Origin of the sequence: Cytobacillus oceanisediminis (genome assembly GCF_022811925.1) — a bacterium.
GTDB lineage: Bacteria > Bacillota > Bacilli > Bacillales > Cytobacillaceae > Cytobacillus > Cytobacillus oceanisediminis_D.
Genome location: NZ_CP065511.1, coordinates 1,448,601 through 1,468,754 on the forward strand (window position 1 = coordinate 1,448,601; position 20,154 = coordinate 1,468,754).

The following is a 20,154-nucleotide window of genomic DNA, read 5'->3' on the forward strand; positions in this document are numbered from 1 at the left end:
CAATGCTTTTCAGCGGAAGCATACATAATCTTAAGGTGAATTTTGTCAAAATAACTCGGATGTTTTTAAGAGGAATATCCGCCTGGAACTCGAAAAGGATATGAAGAAGCTTTTTTTAGGAGGTCATACAATGGAATGGAAGACAGCGGCAGAACGATGGATAAACCATGAGAATTTGGACAGTGAATTACTGGAACAGCTAAAACGTCTGCAGGGAAATGAAAAGCTCTTTGAAGAAGCGTTTTATAAGGGACTGGAATTTGGAACAGGCGGTATGCGCGGGGAAATAGGACCGGGAACAAACCGAATGAATATATATACAGTCCGCAAGGCATCTGCGGGACTTGCCGCATACATAGAAGAAAAGGGATTGGAAGCAAAGAACAGAGGTGTGGCAATTGCATATGATTCACGCCACATGTCCCCGGAATTTGCAATGGAGGCGGCTAAAACACTTGCCAGCAGGGGCATTCAGACATATGTATTTGACGAACTTCGCCCAACACCTGAACTTTCATTCGCAGTCCGGTACCTGCATGCGTATGCAGGGATAGTCGTGACAGCAAGCCATAATCCTCCGGAATACAATGGCTATAAGGTGTATGGATCGGACGGTGCTCAGCTGACTCCTGCTGAAGCTGACATTGTTATCGGCAAAGTAAATGAAATAGAAAACGAACTGCTTATTGAAGTGATGGACGAGGACAGTTTAAAGGAAAAAGGCCTTATCACAATGATTGGAACTACAGTTGATCAGGCCTATCAGAAGCAGCTCCTTACCATTTCCGAAAACCCTGATGCCGCAAATGAAACGGATGTTCATGTAGTTTTTACACCTCTACACGGTACAGCCAACAAGCCAGTTAGAGAGGCTTTGGCTGCTTTGGGCTATGAACATGTGCATGTAGTGAAGGAACAGGAGCTCCCGGATCCTGAGTTTTCAACAGTAAAGAGTCCTAATCCAGAGGAAAAAATTGCATTTGAGCTGGCCATGAGAGATGGAAGAGAAACAAATGCAGATATATTAATTGCTACAGACCCAGACGCTGATCGTCTTGGCATCGCTGCAAAAAACAAAGATGGTGACTATGTTCTTTTGACAGGAAATCAGACAGGTGCGCTGCTGCTTCACTACATACTTTCTCAGAAGAAAGAGAAGAATACACTGCCTGACAATGGCATCATGCTAAAAACGATCGTTACATCTGAATTTGGACGCAGGGTTGCATCATCTTTTGGTGTAGAAACCATCGATGTTTTAACAGGCTTTAAGTTTATTGCAGAAAAAATCAAGGAATACGAGGAGACTGGTAAATACAGCTTCCTGTTTGGGTATGAGGAAAGCTATGGCTATCTTATCGGCGACTTTGCAAGGGATAAAGATGCTATCCAGGCGGCTTTGCTTGCTGCGGAAATGGCTGCTTTTTATAAAAAGAAAGACATGTCCCTTTATGATGCATTGCTCAGCTTGTTTGACGAGTATGGTTATTTCCTTGAAGGGTTAAAATCAATGACTCTAAAAGGAATTGAAGGAGCAGAAAAAATCCAGCAGACCCTGGCATCATTCCGTGCCAATCCGATAAAAGACCTTCAAGGAATGAAGGTCCAGGCTGTTGAAGATTACTTAACAGGAATCAGAACTGAAGCAGATGGAATGGAGAAAGTAATGGACCTGCCCAAGTCCAATGTTATTAAGTATTTCTTCGAAGATGGGACCTGGATCTGCCTAAGGCCATCAGGTACAGAACCGAAAATTAAATTCTACTTTGGAATCAGTGCCTCCTCATTAGCCAGCAGCAAGGAAAAACTGGAATCGGTCCAAAAAGAATTTATGCAAATCGTAGAAGAGAGAATGGACAGTTCAGTAATAAACTAAGGCTGTTTAGTCATTCATTTGTTCAAAACTATCCAATTGCATAATAGATGCACCGAAGGGTCATGCTCTTCGGTGTTTTTTCTGTCTGCAACTTTAGTCGCAGGCCGCTTCCTCCCAAATGCCAAGGAAGAAAGGGAATAAAAGTTATATAATAAAAGTACATAATATGAAAGTTCCAAGGGGGATAAGGGTGTTAGGGGAAAAAAGGCAATCTGAAATCAGAATTTTAAAAGAAATAGCAGAAATATTGAATGAAGGAACGGAAATTGATTCCCTTCTAAAGGAGGTTCTGCAGAAATTGCTTCATATTACCGGTCTTGAAACGGGATGGGTATTTCTAATCGATAGCCAAGGGGAGTTTCGCCTGGCAGCAGAAGAGAAACTGCCCCCTGCCCTTTCCGCGGATAACTGCAGACCGATGTGCAAGGGAGACTGCTGGTGTATTGACCGCTATAATGACGGCAGATTAAACAAAGCTTCGAACATTATTGAATGCAAAAGAATAGAAGATGCCATTGCCGAGCAAAGAAAGGATACCAATGGGCTTACCCATCATGCCTCCGTACCGCTGAGAGCAGGGGAAGAAAAGTTTGGGATCCTTAATATTGGCTCACCTGATAAAACCCATTTTTCACCTGAAGAATTGGCTTTACTGGAATCAGTGGCTTTTCAAATCGGAACGGCTATAAAACGAATCAAACTGACACAGCTGGAACAGGAGACGGCTCTTGCTGCGGAAAGAAACAGGCTGGCAAGGGACCTGCATGATTCGGTCAACCAGCTTTTGTTCTCCTTAAGCTTAACGGCGAGAGGAGGGGCTGAAATGACTGATAACCCTGAAATTAAAGAAACCTTTTCCTACATGCAGGATCTCGCACAGGAAGCTTTAAGCGAGATGAGGGCGCTTATCTGGCAGCTGAAACCCCGCGGGCTGGAAAATGGAATTGTATGTGCTATGCAGACCTACAGCCAAATGCTTGGCCTGAAGCTCGATTCAAAAGTAAAAGGTGTAATCTGTCTGCCCGGAAAAGTTGAAGAGACACTTTGGAGAATTGGCCAGGAAGCACTGGCCAATTGCAAAAAACACTCTGGTGGATCAACAGCGGATTTAACACTGGCAGTGGATGAAAAAACGGTAAAAATGGTTATCTCCGATTATGGCAGAGGGTTTCATTATCGTGAAAAAGACATACCTTCACTCGGCCTAAAAAGCATGAAAAAAAGGACAGAAGCCTTGAATGGTGTATTTTCATTAAGAACACAGCCTGGCCAGGGAACTGCAATTGAAATTATTATTCCAATTACAAAGGGAGGGAAATAGATGGCCATCAAGATTTTAATAGCGGACGATCATCATGTTGTAAGAAGGGGTCTTGTATTTTTTCTCAAAACACAGCCGGAAATAGAAATCATCGGAGAAGCAAAGAACGGCCGTGAAGCTGTGGAGATGATGCAAACGAGCCAGCCTGATGTTGTATTAATGGACTTGGATATGCCTGTTATGAATGGTATTGAAGCCACAAGGCAAATTAAAGCGAGCTGCCCTGAAGTGAAGATCATGATACTCACAAGTTTTTCAGACCAGGATCATGTGATTCCAGCAATTGAGGCCGGGGCCTCAGGATATCAGCTGAAGGACATTGAGCCGGATATTCTTGTTCAGGCAATTATCCAGCTGATGAAAGGGGAGAACCAGCTGCATCCAAAAGCGACCTCCCATCTGCTCACACATTTAACGAATAAAAACAGTACAGAAAAACAGCCGCTGGAAGAACTGACAAAGAGAGAACTGGAGGTTCTGCGGGAGATTGCAAAAGGGAAAAGCAATAAAGAAATTGCTTCATCCCTTTATATAACAGAAAAGACAGTCAAAACCCATGTTTCCAACCTGCTGTCCAAATTGGATCTCGCAGACAGAACACAGGCAGCACTTTATGCAGTGCGTCATGGTATTGCAGAGGAAGACTAAAAAACTCATCCAAAAGTTGCAGAAGATATTTACTAAATTAGACCTAAGATAAGCTTTATAAAACTCAGCCATACTGACGATGTTTATAATCGCATGTTTCTATATACTAAAGAATATAGGACTAAAAGGAGAGTTTATGATGAAGCTTACAATTATTAATGGAAGCCCGCGATTGAAGGGAAGAACGGGAATAGCCTCTCGTTATATTGCAAGGAAATATAATGCTGAACTGATCGATTTAAGTCTTGGAGAAATTCCTTTATATAATGGAACAGAAGATCAATATCAGGTGCCTGCCGTTAAAAAGCTGCGTCAGCAGATTGCAGACTCTGATGGGGTCATTCTAGCTTCCCCTGAGTACCACAGTGCCATGAGCGGAGCTCTAAAAAATGCGCTGGATTTTCTCGGAAGTGAGCAATTTGCCCATAAGCCAGTCGGCTTGCTGGTTGTGGCAGGAGGCGGAAAAGGCGGCATCAATGCCCTGAATAATTTAAGAATTGCCGGCAGAGGTGTATATGCCAATGTTATACCCAAACAGCTAGTCCTGGACCCACATTGTTTTGATTATGAAAATGATGGCCTTTTTGAGGAACCTGCCCAACTTGTTGAGGGTTTAATGAAAGAACTTCAGGTATATATGAAGGCATATGGTCAAATTAAGCAGGAATTAAAATAATAAAAATACAAAAACACGGACCAAAAATCCGTGTTTTATTATTGGTGGAATTCTTTTGTTAAGTTAGTTCATAAAATACTGTGTTTGGCAGCTGTTTTTCTGATAATTCATTGGCATGGTCAATATATCTCAGCAGTGAATATAAATGTTTCTCAATGACAGAATAGTCTTTTTCGAAGTTGTAGGCATGAAGAAAATGTTCGATCTTCTTCGAAAGAAATTGATCATCTGTTCTGACCATCAGGATCAGCAGGTTATCCCATTCTGACCGGTGCGTATAATATAGCGCACGGTCATAATCCACTTTATTCATTTGTCCTCTCCTCCTCTTTCAGGAGTTGATTATAGTTTATGATGATGCAGAATTTTATTTCGAAGTAAATCTTGGACTTGTTGATTTACAGGGGTTTTCATCATTTACCTGTATATTGGCCACATTCATTTATAAGACAATTCCATACATAAAATTTAAGACTGGGCCAAAAATATAATTAACGACACATGCTTTGGAGGCCAATATGAAAAAGTATTTATCGATGTTTATGCTGATTTGTTTATTAACCGGGGGAGGCTCATTGGCAGGAGCTGTCCAAAAACCGGATTATGAAAAGTATGGGAGAATTGCCATCGCAGTTGTAAAGGAAGACTATCCTGGGGAAGAAGTGGTGGATTATCAGTATGGAGGAAGGAAAAAAGCTATTGAAACAGATGTAACAGACACCTTCACTTTTACTGTAAAAGAAAATGGGAAGCCTGTAACCGTGCTGGTTATGGTCACACATAACCTTAAAGATAACAAAGCGGTTAGCCTCACTGTAGAGAGAAAAACACAGTAAGCTCCTTCGGGGGCTTTTTTCATTGTATTTGGCCAGCAAACCCCTTATTTAAAATAATGATAAAAAGATATTTTTCTGATAATCTTGGATTAAGAATATAACCGTCAAATATGGGGAGTGAGTTTTTTGAAGGAATCAATTCTTGTAGCGGAGGATGAAGCTAAGATCGCCAGGCTTCTGGAAATTGAACTTGAATTCGAGGGCTATCAAGTGACAAAGGCAATGGATGGTTTTCAGGCAATGGAGTTATATCGAACTGGAAGCTGGGACTTAATTATTCTGGATATCATGCTACCGGGATTTAGCGGAATTGAAATTCTGCGAAGAATTCGCAGCAAGGATAAACAGACCCCCATTTTGCTGCTGACGGCTAAAAGCTCAGTGGAAGACAAAGTATCTGGTTTAGATTTGGGTGCGAATGATTACATAACAAAACCTTTCCAGATTGAGGAGCTGCTTGCGAGGATTCGGGCGGCATTAAGGATTAAGTCAGCAGCTGCGGAAGAAACTGCAGCTAATGACTGTCTGGAAGTGTCAGATTTAAAGCTCAATGAAAAAACAAGAGAAGTCAGCCGGGGAGATCAGTTAATAGAACTGACGCCCAGAGAATTTGATTTGCTTGTGTATTTAATGACAAATAAAAGACAGGTCCTGAACAGGGAACAAATTTTGGAGGCAGTTTGGGGATATGATTTTTTGGGGGACACAAATGTTGTTGATGTCTATATCAGGTATTTGCGCAAGAAAATAGACTTGCCTGAGATGCCTTCTCTTATTCACACAATCCGCGGAGTAGGGTATGTATTAAAGGAGACCAAATGAATCTTAGGAAGAAAATTTATTTGTATACAACCGTTCTCTTTGCAGTACTTCTGCTTATCATGAATATCACTGTGTATGCTGTTTTCAGCAAATTAATATATGAAAATGAGCAGGCATCCATTTCAAATGAAATGGCTAATATTACAAAGATTGCCCAGAAATCAATCGGGAATGTTCCGGAAGCTGAACTGCTTAGGGCCTTTGTTCCTTCAAATGGAATGGTGAGACTGGTTCAGCCAGATAAAAAGGCAGTAACCTCCACATCCCCCGATGAAAAGGCGCTCAGTGAAATCCCTGCAGAGTATATCAGCAGTGAATTTATAAAAACAATGGAAAGTGATAAGAAGGTTTATATGTTTGCGTCTGCTCCTGTGATCCTTCCAGATGGTGAAATAGGAAGCTTTCAGCTGACCAGAAGCATGGAAAGTGCAGAAAAAATATTAAGGACTCTGCGCTTCGTTCTTGGAATTGTCACAGTCCTGGCAATGATTCCCGTTCTAATTTCCAGCGCTATCCTTAGTAAGTTTATTACAAGGCCTGTTGCAACAATGACAGCCACCATGAAAGAAATTAGAAAAAGCGGCCAATTCAAGCGTCTTGAACTGGAGGGGAAATCCCAGGATGAGCTGCAACAAATGGGTGAAACCTTCAACCATATGATAGATCTTCTTGAATCCAATTATGAGAAGCAAAAACTTTTTATTTCAAATGCTTCCCATGAATTAAAAACTCCATTAACTGTTATAGAAAGTTATTCAAGCCTGCTTAAGAGAAGGGGGTTGAAAGAACCTGAATTATTTAATGAATCAATAGAAGCCATTCATTCAGAGGCGTTAAGAATGAAGGAAATGACAGAACAGCTTCTTTTGCTTGCACGGCATGATGACCAGTGGATGCTCGATTTGAAAATGATGGATCTAAACAGTTTTTTAACCCAAGTCATTCGGACATATGGAGATGCTTTTAAAAGGACTGTGCATTTGGAATCGGGTCTGGCTGAAAATACATTTATTCATACTGATGAAAATAAATTAAAGCAGCTCCTGTTTATTTTTCTGGATAATGCCAGGAAATACAGTGATGATGTCATAAGGGTTACTGCTGGGACAGAGCAAAGTGAAGTTTATATCCGGATTGAAGATCGCGGTATGGGTATTCCTCAGAAGGATTTACCAAGGGTGTTTGACCGTTTTTACCGGGTAGATGAGGCGAGAAATAGAAAAACAGGAGGATCGGGACTGGGACTGTCCCTTGCCAAAGAAATCGCAGATGCACTTGGGATTGAAATCACGCTCGAAAGTACTGAAGGATTAGGAACTGCAGCATCCATAAGCATCAAAATGACTTAACCATTCTCATCTTTTTCTCATTTTATTATCAGATAATAGGGAAATAAGCTAAGTGGGAGGTGTAAGGAAATGAAGCATAAACCTATAATATTTGCAGCTTCGGGGCTTCTGCTGGCTGCGCTCCTTGTATTTGCAGTAATACAATTCACTAATGTCTCTGCTTCTGAATCCATTACTGAAAGTGAAGCCAGGGAACTAATAAAAGACCGATATCAGGGAGAAATTCTGAATTTGAAAAAAGTGAACAGCACTTATTTGATTGAAATGGAAAGAGGAGAAGGGTTCTATGAAATAAAGCTGGGTGAAAACGGAGGAGAAATTCTTTCTTTTGAAAAAAAAGAACGGATTTCAAATGGTGAACAGAAGCAGCTTGATGAAGAAAAAATAAAGGAAATTATTCAGGCTAAAGAATCTGGTGAATTACTCTCCCTCAAAAGGGTGACCCATAAAGAAAAGTCAGCCTTCGAGGCAATCATTCAGAAAGATGAAGAGAAGATTAAGATTACAGTTGATGCTCTGAATGGAGAAATTTTATCCCGTGCTGCTGAAGAAACAAAGGTCCCTGTCAAAAATCTAACCGAAGAGGAAGCTGTCCAAATTGCTTTAAAAAATGAACCTGGGGAAGTGGATGATATCAGCTTTGAGGAAACAGACAGCGGATCTTATTATCTTGTTGAGATAGAAAAGGATGATGGCAGGGAGGCAGCTGTCCAGATCCATGCTATTACAGGAAAAGTGATGTCGGTTACCTGGGATGATTAATCCCTTTCTCATCAAATTTTAATTTTCTTATCCTTTTTCTCTCATTTTCGCCGGTTATATTGAACATGTAGAAAAGAAAAAGGAGGAAGAATAAAATGAACAAAAAATTTGCAGTTATTTCTTTGGCAGGAGCTGTATTGCTGGGTGGTGCTGTTGCAGCAGGTGCAGCAGATACGAATGGAAAAGGAAGCACTGGGAGTAAAAAAGAAGCAGTACAGGATTTGATTACTGTTGAAGAAGCGAAAAAGATTGCTCTTTCTGAAGCAGAGGGAAGAGTAGAGAGCATTGAATTGGAAAGAGCAAATGGCAATCAGTATTATGAAATTGATATTGAGAACGGGAAAGAAGATTTCGATATTAAAATTAATGCCTTAGATGGTAAAGTTATTTCATTTAATAAAGAGCGAGACGACGATGATGACAATGATCAGTCCGAAAAAGAGGTAAATGGAGAAAATATAATCTCCGAACAAAAGGCTATTGAAATAGCTGAAAAAGAGGTTAATGGAACGATGAAAGAAATTGAAATAGATGAAGACGATGGTCAAATCCTATATGAAGTTGAACTGCAAACAAATAAAGGCGAAGCAGATGTTGATATTGATGCTGAAACAGGAAAAGTATTAAAAGTCGAATTGGGTGACTAATTCCAAATGGAAAGCGGGGCGGAATGCTCCGCTTTTTGCTGTAATTTGTTACAAGCTTATGAAGAGACTACTCATCAATCCTCTTGTTGGTTCATAGATTATGGTAAGGACTAAAAGGGGGAGTGGCAATGCGAGAAGAAGAAAATAAGTCATTGGAATATGCCATTCAGGAAATTACTGAAATTGCAAATGGGTTTGGCTTGGACTATTACCCGATGAGGTATGAAATCTGTCCTGCAGAAATCATTTATACATTCGGGGCTTATGGCATGCCGACCAGGTTTTCGCATTGGAGCTTTGGAAAACAGTTTCATAAGATGAAGCTGCATTATGATTTAGGATTATCAAAAATTTATGAGCTCGTAATCAATTCGGATCCTTGCTACGCGTTTCTGCTCGATTCCAATGCCCTTATTCAGAACAAATTAATTGTTGCTCATGTTTTAGCACACTGCGATTTCTTTAAAAATAATGTCCGTTTTCAAAACACAAAGAGGGACATGGTAGAGAGCATGGCTGCAACTGCCGAAAGAATCAGGCAATATGAAATTGAGTTTGGGAAGAAGGAAGTGGAAACTTTCCTTGATGCAGTGCTGGCAATTGAAGAACATATTGATCCGTCTATTATGAGGCCGAAGCTAGCCTGGAGTACGGAAGATGAATATGAAAGCAGCGGTGATACGGCAGCATCTAGCCCTTATGATGATTTATGGGGGTTGGATGAAAGGAACAAAAAGCATGAGCCAAAGAAGAAGAAAAAGAAATTCCCTCCAAAACCCGAAAAGGATTTACTGTTATTTATTGAAAGCTACAGCAGGGAGCTCACCGACTGGCAGCGGGATATTTTAACTATGATGCGGGAAGAAATGCTCTATTTTTGGCCGCAGCTCGAAACAAAAATCATGAATGAGGGATGGGCTTCCTATTGGCATCAGCGTATTTTAAGGGAAATGGATTTGACATCTGCAGAAGCGCTTGAATTTGCCAAATTGAATGCAGGAGTGGTTCAGCCGTCCAGAACCGGAATCAATCCATATTATCTGGGCCTGAAAATTTTCGAAGATATTGAAGAGAGGTATAACAATCCGACGGAGGAAATGAAGAGGCGCGGTGTAGTGCCAGGTTCGGGCAGGGAGAAAATGTTTGAGGTCCGTGAGATCGAGTCAGATATATCTTTTTTAAGAAATTATTTAACAAAAGACCTTGTCATGAGAGAAGACATGTATCTATTCCAAAAACAGGGAAAGGATTATAAGATTGTTGATAAACAGTGGGAGCATGTTCGTGATCAGCTTGTCAGCATGCGCGTAAATGGAGGTTTCCCGTATTTGACGGTTAATGACGGCGATTATATGAAGAATGGGGAGCTGTATCTAAAGCACTGGTTTGAAGGAGTGGAGCTTGATCTTAAATATCTTGAAAAAGTACTCCCATACGTATACCAGCTTTGGGGCAGAGGAGTCCACATGGAAACCATTGTTGAAGGCAAAAATATGCTTTTCACTTACGATGGGAAGAGCATTCATAGAAAATACTTATAAGAATGGAGGACGAACCACATCTGAAGTGGTTCGTCTTTTTTTGGTTGAGCTACAAACCGGTTTATTAAAAAATGGGCAGGATATAAACTAAATACTTTCTTCCTAAGGAGTATTGCAGTAATATTAACGTGTACAGGCGGGGGTATTGGAATAGGTTATTTTATTTGATGACTTACCAGTTACTGATATTTAGCTTGAATCCATTTATAAACTAAGAAAGGATGATAATTCTTGAAAATTACAGATTCAGCTCGGGACCTATTGAAGCAAGTGTTTCAAGAGAAAGATGCGGGCGGCATTAGAGTTTACTTCGCAGGCTTTGGCTGAGGAGGCCCACAAATTGGACTGGCTCTGGATGAGCCGGAAGCAGACGATTTAATCGAAACAATCAATGAAATCCAGGTTGCATTTGACCCGGAAATCAAACCGCATACAGAAAGTATGATTCTGGACCATGACAAGGAAAATGAAAGACTAGTCTTGCTGGGCAACGAAAGCGAATGCTGCTAGGCAAGTAACAAAACACCCGTTTGGGTGTTTTTTCTATTGAAAAAAATTTCAATCAGGTATTGACTATATACCTTATAGGGTATATTATATGAATTGTAATTGTATTAATAATGCATATGAGATTACTTTCATGCTGTGCAAAAAGGGTTTTGAAATTGCAGCCATTCTCAATGCCTGGTTGTCATTCCGCAAAATAAATGGGGTGGGAAATATTGGTATACGATGAAAGATCAAAAAACCGAATCAAAAGAGCTGAGGGACAGCTAAGGGGTATTTTAAAAATGATGGAAGATGAGAAGGATTGCAAATCTGTTATTACTCAACTAACTGCATCCCGTTCTGCGATTGATAAAGCAATCGCGGTTATTGTTAGTCAAAATCTTGAACAGTGTATTATAGAAAATGCTGAAAAAGGTACAGCAAATTCAAGCATTATTGAAGAGGCCGTCAACTTACTTGTTAAAAGCAGATAAAAGACAGTTGACTTCCTCATTTTATTTAGTTATTATATACCCTACAGGGTATTAAGATCTATAATCGGAGGTAATCAAATGACCATTGTAAATGGAGTTATTATTGCTCTTCTTATTATCCTTTTAGTTCGAAAATTGATTCCAGTTAAAGGAGTCAGGCAGATGACACCTGCTCAGCTGCAAAACGAAATAAAGGACAAAAACAAGCAATGCATTGATGTTAGAACACCTGCAGAGTTTAAACGATTCCATGTTCCGGGATTTGTCAATATGCCTCTTCATCAGCTTACCCAGAAAATGAGCCAGCTTTCAAAGGATCAGGAAGTAGTTGTCATGTGCCAAAGTGGAATGAGAAGCAGCAAAGCGAGCAAAATCCTGAAGAAAGAAGGCTTTAAAAATATAACAAATATCAGAGGCGGACTGAGCGCCTGGAGATAAGAGGGGATATTTCATATGAAAACTATGACTGCAAAGGATGTAGAGCAGAAGTTAGCTGCCGGGAAACCTTTGAATTTAATCGATGTGCGTGAGGTGGATGAGGTTAAGGAAGGGAAGATTCCATCAGCCATTCATATTCCGCTTGGATTAATTGAATTCCGCATGCATGAACTGGATAAAAATAAAGAATATGTAATGGTTTGCAGATCAGGCAGCCGCAGTGGACTAGCTGCCCGCTTTCTAGAAAGCCAGGGTTTTAGCGTGATCAATATGAGCGGCGGTATGATGAACTGGGAAGGCCCCATAGAATAAAACTTGATGTTCGAAAAGAAAAGGGGTATTGACAGAAAGTAAAACATACTGTAATGTATACCCCGTGAGGTATTAAAACCTGATTACTAATAACACAATAGAAACTTTATTTTTTTTGATTATATGAATACCCATTGGGGTAAAAGGAGGAAAAGGAATGGAAAAGAAGAAGACAACAATTGTTCTATTCAGCGGAGATTATGACAAGGTGATGGCAGCTTATATCATTGCGAATGGAGCAGCTGCTTATGACCATGAGGTAACGATCTTTCACACTTTTTGGGGACTGAATGCTCTAAGGAAAGATGAGCCTATCCAAGTGAAAAAATCATTTATGGAAAAAATGTTTGGAAAAATGATGCCTAGAGGTCCTGAAAAAATGGGTCTTTCAAAAATGAATATGGCTGGCATGGGTCCTAAAATGATTAAAGATATTATGAAAAAGCACAACACGATGCCAGTAAAAGATTTGATTGAAATGGCAAAAGAACAGGATATTAAGCTGGTAGCCTGTCAGATGACAGTTGATCTTCTAGGCTTCAAACCAGATGAAATTATTGATGGCGTTGAATATGCTGGTGTAGCAGCGTACCTGGCAGATGCAGAAGATGGAAATGTAAACTTATTCATCTAAACCAAATTTTTAAAATAGGGGGATTTCTAAATGAAAACATTAAAAGCAAACTTTACGGTAGATGCAAAAGGCCTTGCTTGCCCAATGCCAATTGTAAGAACAAAAAAAGCAATTAATAATTTAAACGCTGGTGAAGTACTTGAGGTCCTTGCAACTGATAAAGGTTCAAAGGCAGATATTCAGGCCTGGTCAAAAAGTTCAGGACATCAATATCTTGGGACAATTGAAGAAGGGGATGTGCTAAAGCACTATATCCGCAAAGCAAGTGAAAATGAAGAGCGCGAAGCAGTAAATTTTGAGATTATTGCTTCTAACGAAGATCTGCAAAGAGAACTTGAATCAAATACAGAGATTGTCGTTCTTGATGTAAGGGAACCGGCAGAATATGCATTTGGACATATTCCAAACGCTATTTCCATTCCTTTTGGCGAACTTGAAGAACGAATGGGCGAGCTGAATAAAGATAAAAAGATTTATGTAGTATGCCGTACAGGCAGCCGCAGTGATATGGCTTCACAGGCATTAACCGAAAAAGGCTTCTCCCACATAATTAATGTAGTGCCGGGAATGTCTGATTGGAATGGACCGACAGAAACTAAAGTGAACTAAAAAATTTTTTTAAAAAATATACATTAGGGGGTATGAAACGATGAAAGCAATGACTGCTAAAGAAGTAACAAAAAAAGTTATTCAAAATGAAGAGCTATTTATACTGGATGTGCGCAATGAAAGTGACTTTAATGATTGGAAGATTGAAGGAAAAAACTTTGAATACATGAATGTTCCCTACTTCGATCTTCTTGATGGAGTAGAGTCAATTCTGGATAAAATTCCAGCTGATAAAGAACTTTTAATCGTTTGTGCAAAAGAAGGATCTTCTGTCATGATTGCAGAAATGCTTGAGGAAGCTGGACGAGAGGCATCTTACCTGAAGGGCGGAATGAAAGCATGGAGCGAACACCTTGAGCCTGTTAAAGTAGGAGACTTGAAGCACGGGGGCGAAATGTACCAATTTGTCCGCATTGGTAAAGGGTGTCTATCATATATGGTTATTTCTAATGGGGAAGCGGCGATAGTCGATGCAACAAGAATGACTGAGGTATTCACTGACTTTGCTGCTGAAAAGAATGCTGTAATCAAGCATGTTTTTGATACACACCTCCATGCTGACCATATCTCAGGGGGAAGAAAAATTGCTGAAAAAACTGGTGCTTCATACTGGCTTCCTCCTAAGGATGCTGAAGAAGTAACATTTGATTACAAAAGTCTTGATGATGGAAACGAAGTAATGATTGGTTCTACTAAGATCAGTATTCAAGCTATTTATTCACCAGGCCATACAATTGGATCAACATCATTTGTGGTAGATGATCAATACCTTCTATCAGGCGATATTCTATTCATCGATTCAATTGGCCGACCGGACCTTGCAGGAAAAGCCGGTGACTGGGCTGGCGATTTAAGGGAGACACTTTATAAGCGTTATAAAGAGCTATCAAGTGAATTAGTTGTTATGCCTGCACACTTCATGATCATTGATGAGTTAAATGAAGATGGCAGTGTTTCTGAGAAACTTGGCACATTATTTGCTGAGAATCATGGATTAAATATTGATGACGAAGGAGAATTCAGAAAATTAGTTTCTGAGAACCTTCCTCCTCAGCCAAATGCTTATCAGGAAATCCGTGAAACAAATATGGGTAAAATCAGCCCGGATGAAGAAAAACAGAGAGAGATGGAAATCGGTCCTAACCGCTGTGCTGTAAGATAATTACCTGAATTCAAAAAACTTTAGCTTAGATAATTTAAAAAATTGGAGGAATGAAAACATGAACGCAGCAAAAGTACTGGATGCAAAAGGCTTAGCTTGTCCAATGCCAATCGTAAAAACAAAGAAAGCAATTGGGGAAATCGAATCAGGCCAGGTGCTTGAAGTTCATACAACCGACAAAGGCGCAGTTAAAGACTTGGCTGCCTGGACAGAGTCAACAGGACATGAGCTTTTAAAACATGAGGATGACAACGGAATTTTAAAGTTCTGGATAAAAAAAGGCTAATCTATTGAAAGGTAAAAGGGGGTTTCTACTCCCTTTTATCGCTAAAAGGAGGAGATAGCCACATGGATTTAACCTTTTTAATCGTTATATTTTTAATTGGTTTTATCGGGTCTTACATTTCCGGCATGGTAGGAATTGGCGGCTCAATCATTAAATACCCTATGCTTTTATACATTCCGCCATTATTTGGATTAGCTGCTTTTTCTGCTCACGAAGTATCCGGAATCAGTGCAGTACAGGTGTTTTTTGCAACAATCGGGGGCGTCTGGGCTTACAGAAAAGGTGGATACCTGAATAAAACACTAATTATTTATATGGGTTCAGCAATACTAATCGGAAGTTTAATCGGAAGCTATGGTTCAAGGTTTATGACTGAGGGCGGCATCAATCTTGTATATGGTGTATTAGCTTTAATTGCCGCAGTCATGATGTTCGTGCCGAAAAAAGGCTTGGATGATATACCTTTGGATCAAGTAAAGTTCAATAAATGGCTTGCAGCCTTTTTTGCTTTGATTGTCGGCATCGGAGCTGGAATCGTAGGTGCAGCAGGTGCATTTTTACTGGTTCCTATTATGCTGGTTGTATTGAAGATCCCTACAAGGATGACGATTGCGACATCACTGGCCATCACGTTTATTTCATCGATTGGATCTACAGCTGGCAAATTGGCAACCGGCCAGGTGGACTATATTCCTGCTGCCATAATGATAATTGCCAGCTTAATTGCTTCTCCATTAGGAGCTGCTGCAGGAAAAAGAGTAAATACAAAAATCCTCCAAGTCATTTTGGCTGTTTTAATTCTGGCAACATCAATCAAAATCTGGATGGATATTTTATAATTAATAGGGAGGGGGCAGCGGACGCTGTTCCCTTTTAAGTTTAACATTTTGAGATTTATCTTATTACTAACATATTTATTTGTTATTTTAATTTAACTGCCGCTCCAAGCCGGTTTTGCAACAACGGAGTTTACTTAATAGAGGTTTTCATAAGACCATTAAAACCATTCTTAGTGGATGGCTTTCTTTTTAAATCTGCCGCCTCTCACTTCAGCAATATCAGCAACTGCTAAAAAAGCACTCGGATCTATTTCTTCGACAATGGATTTTAATTTTGCTTCTTCAAGTCTGGTTATGACACAAAAAATTACTTTTTTGTCATCCCCAGTGTATGCGCCTTCCCCATTTAAGTAGGTAACGCCTCGTCCCAGCCGGGCCATAATCGCTTCGCCGATTACCTTATGCTGGTCGCTGATGATCCAGGCGGATTTGGATTCATCCAGTCCGCTGATGACAACATCAATTGTCTTGAAAGCAATGAAATATGCAAGGATTGAGTACATGGCCCGGTTCCAGCCGAAAACAAAGCCTGCAGTAGCAAAAATGAAGATATTGAAAAACATAATGATTTCCCCGACAGAGAACGGGAGTTTTTTATTTACCAGAATGGCCAGTATCTCAGTTCCATCTAAAGATCCCCCATATCTGATTACCATTCCGACCCCAACGCCAAGAACAATGCCGCCAAATACTGTTGCTAACAGCAAGTCCTCTGTAAATACGGGAACATCATGCAAGAGGAGGGTGGTGGCTGATAATACCGCAATGCCCAGCAATGTAGACAATGCAAAGGTTTTCCCTATCTGTTTATACCCTATGTAAAAAAATGGAATATTTAAGGTGAAAATAAACCAGCCGAGTTTCCAGCCGGACAAGTGAGAGAGGATAATGGAGATTCCTACTATTCCGCCATCCAGAATTTTATTGGGCACTAGGAATTCTTCGATTCCGACACCCATAAGTATGGCTCCAAGTATGATGAAGAAAATCCTTTTTGCAAGCTTGCCTTTAGTCAATCCTTTATGTACATTTGCTTCAACAGCAGTTTCGAGTGAAACGTTCATAAATGACCCCCATTTTTTAAGTGGTAAAAAATAAATTTATATATAAAACGCTGTCAGACTGAACGAGCATCTTTAATGAGCTAATAGCATTATATGATAGCTTGTGCCATTTTTAGCTTAAATTAATTATTCGATAAGTCTGATAAAGACTATATCTAATTATAACATTACTTATATTAAATGAGGGATACCGAGTTCACAATTATAAGGTGTGTGCCCTTATAAGGGTAATTTTCCATTCTGATGGAAAGGCATCTTTTTTATTTGTTTATCAAAATGGAATGAATATTTTATTAAAATACGATTAGCTCAAAGATCTTCGGGGAAATAAACACATACAAGCTATAAGCTGATTAAGGGAGGAGTAGTAAAATGCATAAGGTTATTCAATTTGGCAAGAAGCTCGGAAAGGAATTTAAGAATGATCGGGCAACCGGGCTTGCAGCCGAACAAGCCTATTATTATATGCTCTCCATTTTTCCTTTGTTAATCCTGCTTATCTCCATTGTTCCATATCTTTCACTGGATCCTCAAAAAGCATTATCATACTTACAGAGTGTAATGCCGTCAGATTCATTTAATGTTATTGAAGATAATGTAGTAGATATCATTACGAAGCCGAACGGCGGACTGCTGACGTTCGGTATCATAGGTACTTTATGGTCAGCTTCTAATGGAATGCAGGCTTTCATAAGAGCCATGAATGACGCCTTTGATGTGGAGGAAACGAGGTCATTTATAAAATCAAGACTGATATCCATAGGTTTGACTCTGGGTTTGCTCGCAGCATTCATCATTGCTATGGTTCTTCCCGTTTTCGGAAAAGTCATCATGAACTTTGTTGAGAATTTTATTAATATACCTGATGGGATGCAGATACTGATCAATGTATTGAGATGGGCCATTGCTTTTGTGATCATGGTTACAGTCCTGGCTATCCTTTATAAGGTGGCACCGAATAAACATTTTCCTTTCAAACAGGTATTGCCAGGTGCTATAGCCGCAACGGTTATGTGGCAGCTTATATCTTTTGGCTTGTCCTTTTATGTAAGCAATTTTGGGAATTATTCCGCCACATATGGAAGCCTTGGCGGAGTCATTGTCTTGATGCTATGGTTCTTTTTAACCGGACTTGTCCTTGTCATTGGCGGGGAAATCAGTGCCCTCTATCACAGAAATAATACATTCAAGCCGGGCAGCGGAATGAAAGATGACAAAGAAAATCCCAAGGTACAAACAGATGCAGAAGCATATCGTACACTTTCATTAAAATAGGACAAAATAAAACGAGGGCTCAGCCCTCGTTTTATTTGATTTGGTGGATAAAAGGTATCTTAATGTTCCACCATTTCTTTATTTTCTTCGGTGTTTCCTTTACAGCGGATACCGTATTATTAAAGGTCTGTTTTTTATAATTGATATCTCCTTGAATTTCTTTCTGAGTTGCTCTCAGTTCGTCAACCCCATTTTTCAATTGATCAGCTTTTAGCTGCATGATAGTGCTTATAGCTGTCAGTTTCTTAATTGCCGGTTTGGCATCCTTGTAAGCTTTAAAAGCATAGATGCCCAGAAAGATCAGGGATGCTGCAATAAGAATCAAGCTTGCATATACAATGAACATTGTGACCTGCCTCCTCATGCTGGGTTTTTCTTATTGTTTACCCATTACAAATAAAAATTAACATTAAACCCCTGTATCCTTAATATAAAGGGGAATTCTCAGAATAAATTAAAGAATTGACCTTCATATTTGAGTTTGCTAGAATTATTTTCATTATATCAATATATTATTTTGTTTGGCTCAGGACATTGATCGATTGGTTTGCTGAGGCCATTCATTTTAACCTGTATATGTTCAGAGATAGGGTCTGAGCGTTTCTACCGGGCTGCCGTAAATAGCTTGACTACAGGGGATATAGCTTGTTCGAATCGGCATGCTATTTTCTTCTGTTTTCTTATGGCAGCTTCGCATATTGCGGAGCTTTTTTTATTGGTTACTAAATAAGGAGGGAATGGTATGTCATCTTTTTTCCGGTTTCGTGAAAGAGAAACATCATATAAACAGGAAACAATCGCAGGTTTAACGACATTTTTATCAATGGCATATATATTAATTGTAAATCCAATTATACTTAGCCAGGCTGGAATGGATAAAGGAGCTGTCTTTACGGCTACTGCGCTGTCAGCAATTATTGGCTCTTTATTAATTGGCTTGCTGTCCAATTACCCAATTGGGATTGCACCAAGCATGGGCCTCAATTCTTTCTTCACTTTTTCTGTCTGCATCGGCATGGGCATACCATGGCAAACGGCTTTAACTGGTGTATTTGTTTCTGGGATCTTATTTGTGATCTTAAGCTTATTAAAAATACGGGAAAAAATTATTAACATTATACCCAAGGATTTAAAACATGCAATAGCAGGCGGCATAGGCTTCTTTATTGCTTTTATCGGATTGAAAAATGCTGGCCTGATTGTAGGTAATGACGCGACATTTGTTGCGATTGGCGATTTTAAATCCCCAGTCACGCTGCTGGCTGTTTTCTGTTTTATCTTAACAATCGTTTTAATGGTAAGGGGAGTTAAAGGTGCCATTTTCTATGGTATGGTCATTTCAGCTGCTGCTGGAATGTTAATTGGCCTTATTGATAAACCGGAAAAAATTGTTGGGGCCATTCCGAGCCTTGAACCGACATTTGGTGAAGTTTTTCTGAATATTGATCAAATCTTTACGCCGGAAATGCTGGCAGTCATATTCACTTTCTTATTTGTTGCCTTTTTTGATACGGCTGGAGCCTTAATAGCCATTGCAAGCCAGGCAGGCCTGATGAAGAATAATGAAATCCCTAATGCAGGAAAAGCGCTTCTGGCAGATTCAAGTGCTACTGTAGTCGGTTCTGTGCTTGGAACTTCTACAACTGCCTCCATGATTGAGTCCAGTTCTGGGATTGCGGCTGGAGGAAGGACAGGCTTTACTTCAGTTATCATCTCTGCATGCTTCGCTATTGCATTATTCTTTTCTCCATTGCTCGGTGTTATTACGGCCGAAGTTACGTCTCCGGCACTTATCATTGTCGGAGCACTGATGGCTATGGAAGTGAAGCATATTGATTGGGGCAAACTGGAAATCGCCATTCCGGCGTTCGTGACCATCTTAATGATGCCGCTGACTTTCAGTGTAGCAACTGGGATTGCTCTCGGCTTCATCTTATACCCAATCACAATGCTGGCATTGAAAAGGCCAAAAGAAATTCATCCGATCATGTATGGATTATGTATTGCATTTATGGGTTATTTTGTTTATCTTGCATAAGGAAAAGGGCTGCCTGTATAGTCAGGCAGCCTTTTT

At 39.9% G+C, this 20,154-nt stretch carries 23 protein-coding genes and 1 riboswitch; of the genes, 20 read left to right on the top strand and 3 right to left on the bottom strand.

The window, feature by feature from the left end; all coding sequences use genetic code 11:
- Positions 1–130 precede the first annotated feature (130 nt).
- From IRB79_RS07545 to IRB79_RS07560, 4 genes are all read left to right on the top strand, one after another.
- On the top strand, positions 131–1,876 hold the full coding sequence (locus IRB79_RS07545; protein ID WP_243507812.1) for a phospho-sugar mutase: 1,746 nt from the start codon (positions 131–133) through the stop codon (positions 1,874–1,876).
- A gap of 166 nt (positions 1,877–2,042) precedes the next feature.
- On the top strand, positions 2,043–3,197 hold the full coding sequence (locus IRB79_RS07550; RefSeq protein ID WP_243507814.1) for a GAF domain-containing sensor histidine kinase: 1,155 nt from the start codon (positions 2,043–2,045) through the stop codon (positions 3,195–3,197).
- On the top strand, positions 3,198–3,845 hold the full coding sequence (locus IRB79_RS07555) for a response regulator (protein ID WP_243507816.1): 648 nt from the start codon (positions 3,198–3,200) through the stop codon (positions 3,843–3,845).
- A 139-nt stretch (positions 3,846–3,984) separates the two neighbouring features.
- On the top strand, positions 3,985–4,521 hold the full coding sequence (locus IRB79_RS07560; RefSeq protein WP_243509305.1) for an NADPH-dependent FMN reductase: 537 nt from the start codon (positions 3,985–3,987) through the stop codon (positions 4,519–4,521).
- A gap of 58 nt (positions 4,522–4,579) precedes the next feature.
- Here the strand turns inward: IRB79_RS07560 and IRB79_RS07565 are convergent, their stop codons facing one another.
- Complete coding sequence (locus tag IRB79_RS07565) at positions 4,580–4,834, bottom strand: YhdB family protein (RefSeq protein ID WP_009331507.1); 255 nt, start codon at positions 4,832–4,834, stop codon at positions 4,580–4,582.
- 205 nt (positions 4,835–5,039) lie between these two features.
- Here IRB79_RS07565 and IRB79_RS07570 point away from each other — a divergent pair, with 205 nt between their 5' ends.
- The 14 genes from IRB79_RS07570 (at position 5,040) to IRB79_RS07635 (ending at position 15,741) form a co-directional block, all read left to right on the top strand.
- Complete coding sequence (locus IRB79_RS07570) at positions 5,040–5,357, top strand: DUF3889 domain-containing protein (protein ID WP_243507818.1); 318 nt, start codon at positions 5,040–5,042, stop codon at positions 5,355–5,357.
- Between the two features lie 126 nt (positions 5,358–5,483).
- On the top strand, positions 5,484–6,179 hold the full coding sequence (locus IRB79_RS07575) for a response regulator transcription factor (protein ID WP_243507820.1): 696 nt from the start codon (positions 5,484–5,486) through the stop codon (positions 6,177–6,179).
- A complete protein-coding gene (locus IRB79_RS07580; protein WP_243507821.1) occupies positions 6,176–7,528 on the top strand; it encodes a HAMP domain-containing sensor histidine kinase in 1,353 nt (450 codons plus the stop codon). Before IRB79_RS07575 ends, IRB79_RS07580 begins: the two co-directional genes overlap by 4 nt.
- Before the next feature lie 69 nt (positions 7,529–7,597).
- Positions 7,598–8,290: a PepSY domain-containing protein gene (locus IRB79_RS07585; protein ID WP_243507823.1), complete on the top strand. Its 693-nt coding sequence runs from the start codon at positions 7,598–7,600 to the stop codon at positions 8,288–8,290.
- A 95-nt stretch (positions 8,291–8,385) separates the two neighbouring features.
- Positions 8,386–8,937 (top strand): PepSY domain-containing protein, encoded by a 552-nt coding sequence (locus IRB79_RS07590; protein WP_243507825.1) that lies wholly within the window; start codon positions 8,386–8,388, stop codon positions 8,935–8,937.
- Between the two features lie 128 nt (positions 8,938–9,065).
- On the top strand, positions 9,066–10,478 hold the full coding sequence (locus IRB79_RS07595) for a SpoVR family protein (RefSeq protein ID WP_243507827.1): 1,413 nt from the start codon (positions 9,066–9,068) through the stop codon (positions 10,476–10,478).
- Positions 10,479–11,200: 722 nt separating this feature from the next.
- Entirely contained in the window at positions 11,201–11,461 is a 261-nt protein-coding gene (locus IRB79_RS07600) for a metal-sensitive transcriptional regulator (RefSeq protein ID WP_243507829.1), read from the top strand.
- A 78-nt stretch (positions 11,462–11,539) separates the two neighbouring features.
- Complete coding sequence (locus tag IRB79_RS07605) at positions 11,540–11,899, top strand: rhodanese-like domain-containing protein (protein WP_243507831.1); 360 nt, start codon at positions 11,540–11,542, stop codon at positions 11,897–11,899.
- A 15-nt stretch (positions 11,900–11,914) separates the two neighbouring features.
- Positions 11,915–12,211, top strand: a complete 297-nt coding sequence (locus tag IRB79_RS07610; RefSeq protein ID WP_243507833.1) for a rhodanese-like domain-containing protein — start codon at positions 11,915–11,917, stop codon at positions 12,209–12,211.
- A 157-nt stretch (positions 12,212–12,368) separates the two neighbouring features.
- The gene (locus tag IRB79_RS07615; protein WP_243507835.1) at positions 12,369–12,845 is read left to right on the top strand and encodes a DsrE/DsrF/DrsH-like family protein; all 477 of its coding nucleotides are present in this window, start codon (positions 12,369–12,371) and stop codon (positions 12,843–12,845) included.
- A gap of 30 nt (positions 12,846–12,875) precedes the next feature.
- On the top strand, positions 12,876–13,454 hold the full coding sequence (locus IRB79_RS07620) for a sulfurtransferase TusA family protein (RefSeq protein WP_243507837.1): 579 nt from the start codon (positions 12,876–12,878) through the stop codon (positions 13,452–13,454).
- Between the two features lie 40 nt (positions 13,455–13,494).
- Positions 13,495–14,616, top strand: a complete 1,122-nt coding sequence (locus IRB79_RS07625; RefSeq protein WP_243507840.1) for an MBL fold metallo-hydrolase — start codon at positions 13,495–13,497, stop codon at positions 14,614–14,616.
- A 58-nt stretch (positions 14,617–14,674) separates the two neighbouring features.
- Entirely contained in the window at positions 14,675–14,902 is a 228-nt protein-coding gene (locus IRB79_RS07630; protein WP_243507842.1) for a sulfurtransferase TusA family protein, read from the top strand.
- 62 nt (positions 14,903–14,964) lie between these two features.
- A complete protein-coding gene (locus IRB79_RS07635) occupies positions 14,965–15,741 on the top strand; it encodes a sulfite exporter TauE/SafE family protein (protein WP_243507845.1) in 777 nt (258 codons plus the stop codon).
- A gap of 170 nt (positions 15,742–15,911) precedes the next feature.
- On the opposite strand, the gene IRB79_RS07640 is transcribed toward IRB79_RS07635, so the two are convergent.
- A complete protein-coding gene (locus tag IRB79_RS07640; protein WP_243507846.1) occupies positions 15,912–16,805 on the bottom strand; it encodes a YitT family protein in 894 nt (297 codons plus the stop codon).
- 372 nt (positions 16,806–17,177) lie between these two features.
- Between IRB79_RS07640 and IRB79_RS07645 the strand changes: the two genes are divergently transcribed.
- Entirely contained in the window at positions 17,178–18,080 is a 903-nt protein-coding gene (locus IRB79_RS07645) for a YihY/virulence factor BrkB family protein (RefSeq protein ID WP_243507848.1), read from the top strand.
- Positions 18,081–18,111: 31 nt separating this feature from the next.
- Here IRB79_RS07645 and IRB79_RS07650 read toward each other — a convergent pair whose 3' ends face one another.
- A complete protein-coding gene (locus tag IRB79_RS07650; RefSeq protein ID WP_243507850.1) occupies positions 18,112–18,426 on the bottom strand; it encodes a DUF948 domain-containing protein in 315 nt (104 codons plus the stop codon).
- Between the two features lie 204 nt (positions 18,427–18,630).
- A riboswitch (purine riboswitch) is annotated at positions 18,631–18,732 on the top strand.
- 90 nt (positions 18,733–18,822) lie between these two features.
- Here IRB79_RS07650 and IRB79_RS07655 point away from each other — a divergent pair.
- Positions 18,823–20,118 (top strand): NCS2 family permease, encoded by a 1,296-nt coding sequence (locus IRB79_RS07655; protein ID WP_221877260.1) that lies wholly within the window; start codon positions 18,823–18,825, stop codon positions 20,116–20,118.
- Positions 20,119–20,154 lie beyond the last annotated feature (36 nt).

Bases quoted from the DNA above. Each gene is read 5' to 3' on its own strand.
- IRB79_RS07545 (WP_243507812.1), top strand. From the start codon at position 131: ATGGAATGGAAGACAGCGGCAGAACGATGGATAAACCATGAGAATTTG.
- IRB79_RS07550 (WP_243507814.1), top strand. From the start codon at position 2,043: ATGAAAGTTCCAAGGGGGATAAGGGTGTTAGGGGAAAAAAGGCAATCT.
- IRB79_RS07555 (WP_243507816.1), top strand. From the start codon at position 3,198: ATGGCCATCAAGATTTTAATAGCGGACGATCATCATGTTGTAAGAAGG.
- IRB79_RS07560 (WP_243509305.1), top strand. From the start codon at position 3,985: ATGAAGCTTACAATTATTAATGGAAGCCCGCGATTGAAGGGAAGAACG.
- IRB79_RS07565 (WP_009331507.1), bottom strand. From the start codon at position 4,834: ATGAATAAAGTGGATTATGACCGTGCGCTATATTATACGCACCGGTCA.
- IRB79_RS07570 (WP_243507818.1), top strand. From the start codon at position 5,040: ATGAAAAAGTATTTATCGATGTTTATGCTGATTTGTTTATTAACCGGG.
- IRB79_RS07580 (WP_243507821.1), top strand. From the start codon at position 6,176: ATGAATCTTAGGAAGAAAATTTATTTGTATACAACCGTTCTCTTTGCA.
- IRB79_RS07585 (WP_243507823.1), top strand. From the start codon at position 7,598: ATGAAGCATAAACCTATAATATTTGCAGCTTCGGGGCTTCTGCTGGCT.
- IRB79_RS07590 (WP_243507825.1), top strand. From the start codon at position 8,386: ATGAACAAAAAATTTGCAGTTATTTCTTTGGCAGGAGCTGTATTGCTG.
- IRB79_RS07595 (WP_243507827.1), top strand. From the start codon at position 9,066: ATGCGAGAAGAAGAAAATAAGTCATTGGAATATGCCATTCAGGAAATT.
- IRB79_RS07605 (WP_243507831.1), top strand. From the start codon at position 11,540: ATGACCATTGTAAATGGAGTTATTATTGCTCTTCTTATTATCCTTTTA.
- IRB79_RS07610 (WP_243507833.1), top strand. From the start codon at position 11,915: ATGAAAACTATGACTGCAAAGGATGTAGAGCAGAAGTTAGCTGCCGGG.
- IRB79_RS07615 (WP_243507835.1), top strand. From the start codon at position 12,369: ATGGAAAAGAAGAAGACAACAATTGTTCTATTCAGCGGAGATTATGAC.
- IRB79_RS07620 (WP_243507837.1), top strand. From the start codon at position 12,876: ATGAAAACATTAAAAGCAAACTTTACGGTAGATGCAAAAGGCCTTGCT.
- IRB79_RS07625 (WP_243507840.1), top strand. From the start codon at position 13,495: ATGAAAGCAATGACTGCTAAAGAAGTAACAAAAAAAGTTATTCAAAAT.
- IRB79_RS07630 (WP_243507842.1), top strand. From the start codon at position 14,675: ATGAACGCAGCAAAAGTACTGGATGCAAAAGGCTTAGCTTGTCCAATG.
- IRB79_RS07635 (WP_243507845.1), top strand. From the start codon at position 14,965: ATGGATTTAACCTTTTTAATCGTTATATTTTTAATTGGTTTTATCGGG.
- IRB79_RS07640 (WP_243507846.1), bottom strand. From the start codon at position 16,805: ATGAACGTTTCACTCGAAACTGCTGTTGAAGCAAATGTACATAAAGGA.
- IRB79_RS07645 (WP_243507848.1), top strand. From the start codon at position 17,178: ATGCATAAGGTTATTCAATTTGGCAAGAAGCTCGGAAAGGAATTTAAG.
- IRB79_RS07650 (WP_243507850.1), bottom strand. From the start codon at position 18,426: ATGTTCATTGTATATGCAAGCTTGATTCTTATTGCAGCATCCCTGATC.
- IRB79_RS07655 (WP_221877260.1), top strand. From the start codon at position 18,823: ATGTCATCTTTTTTCCGGTTTCGTGAAAGAGAAACATCATATAAACAG.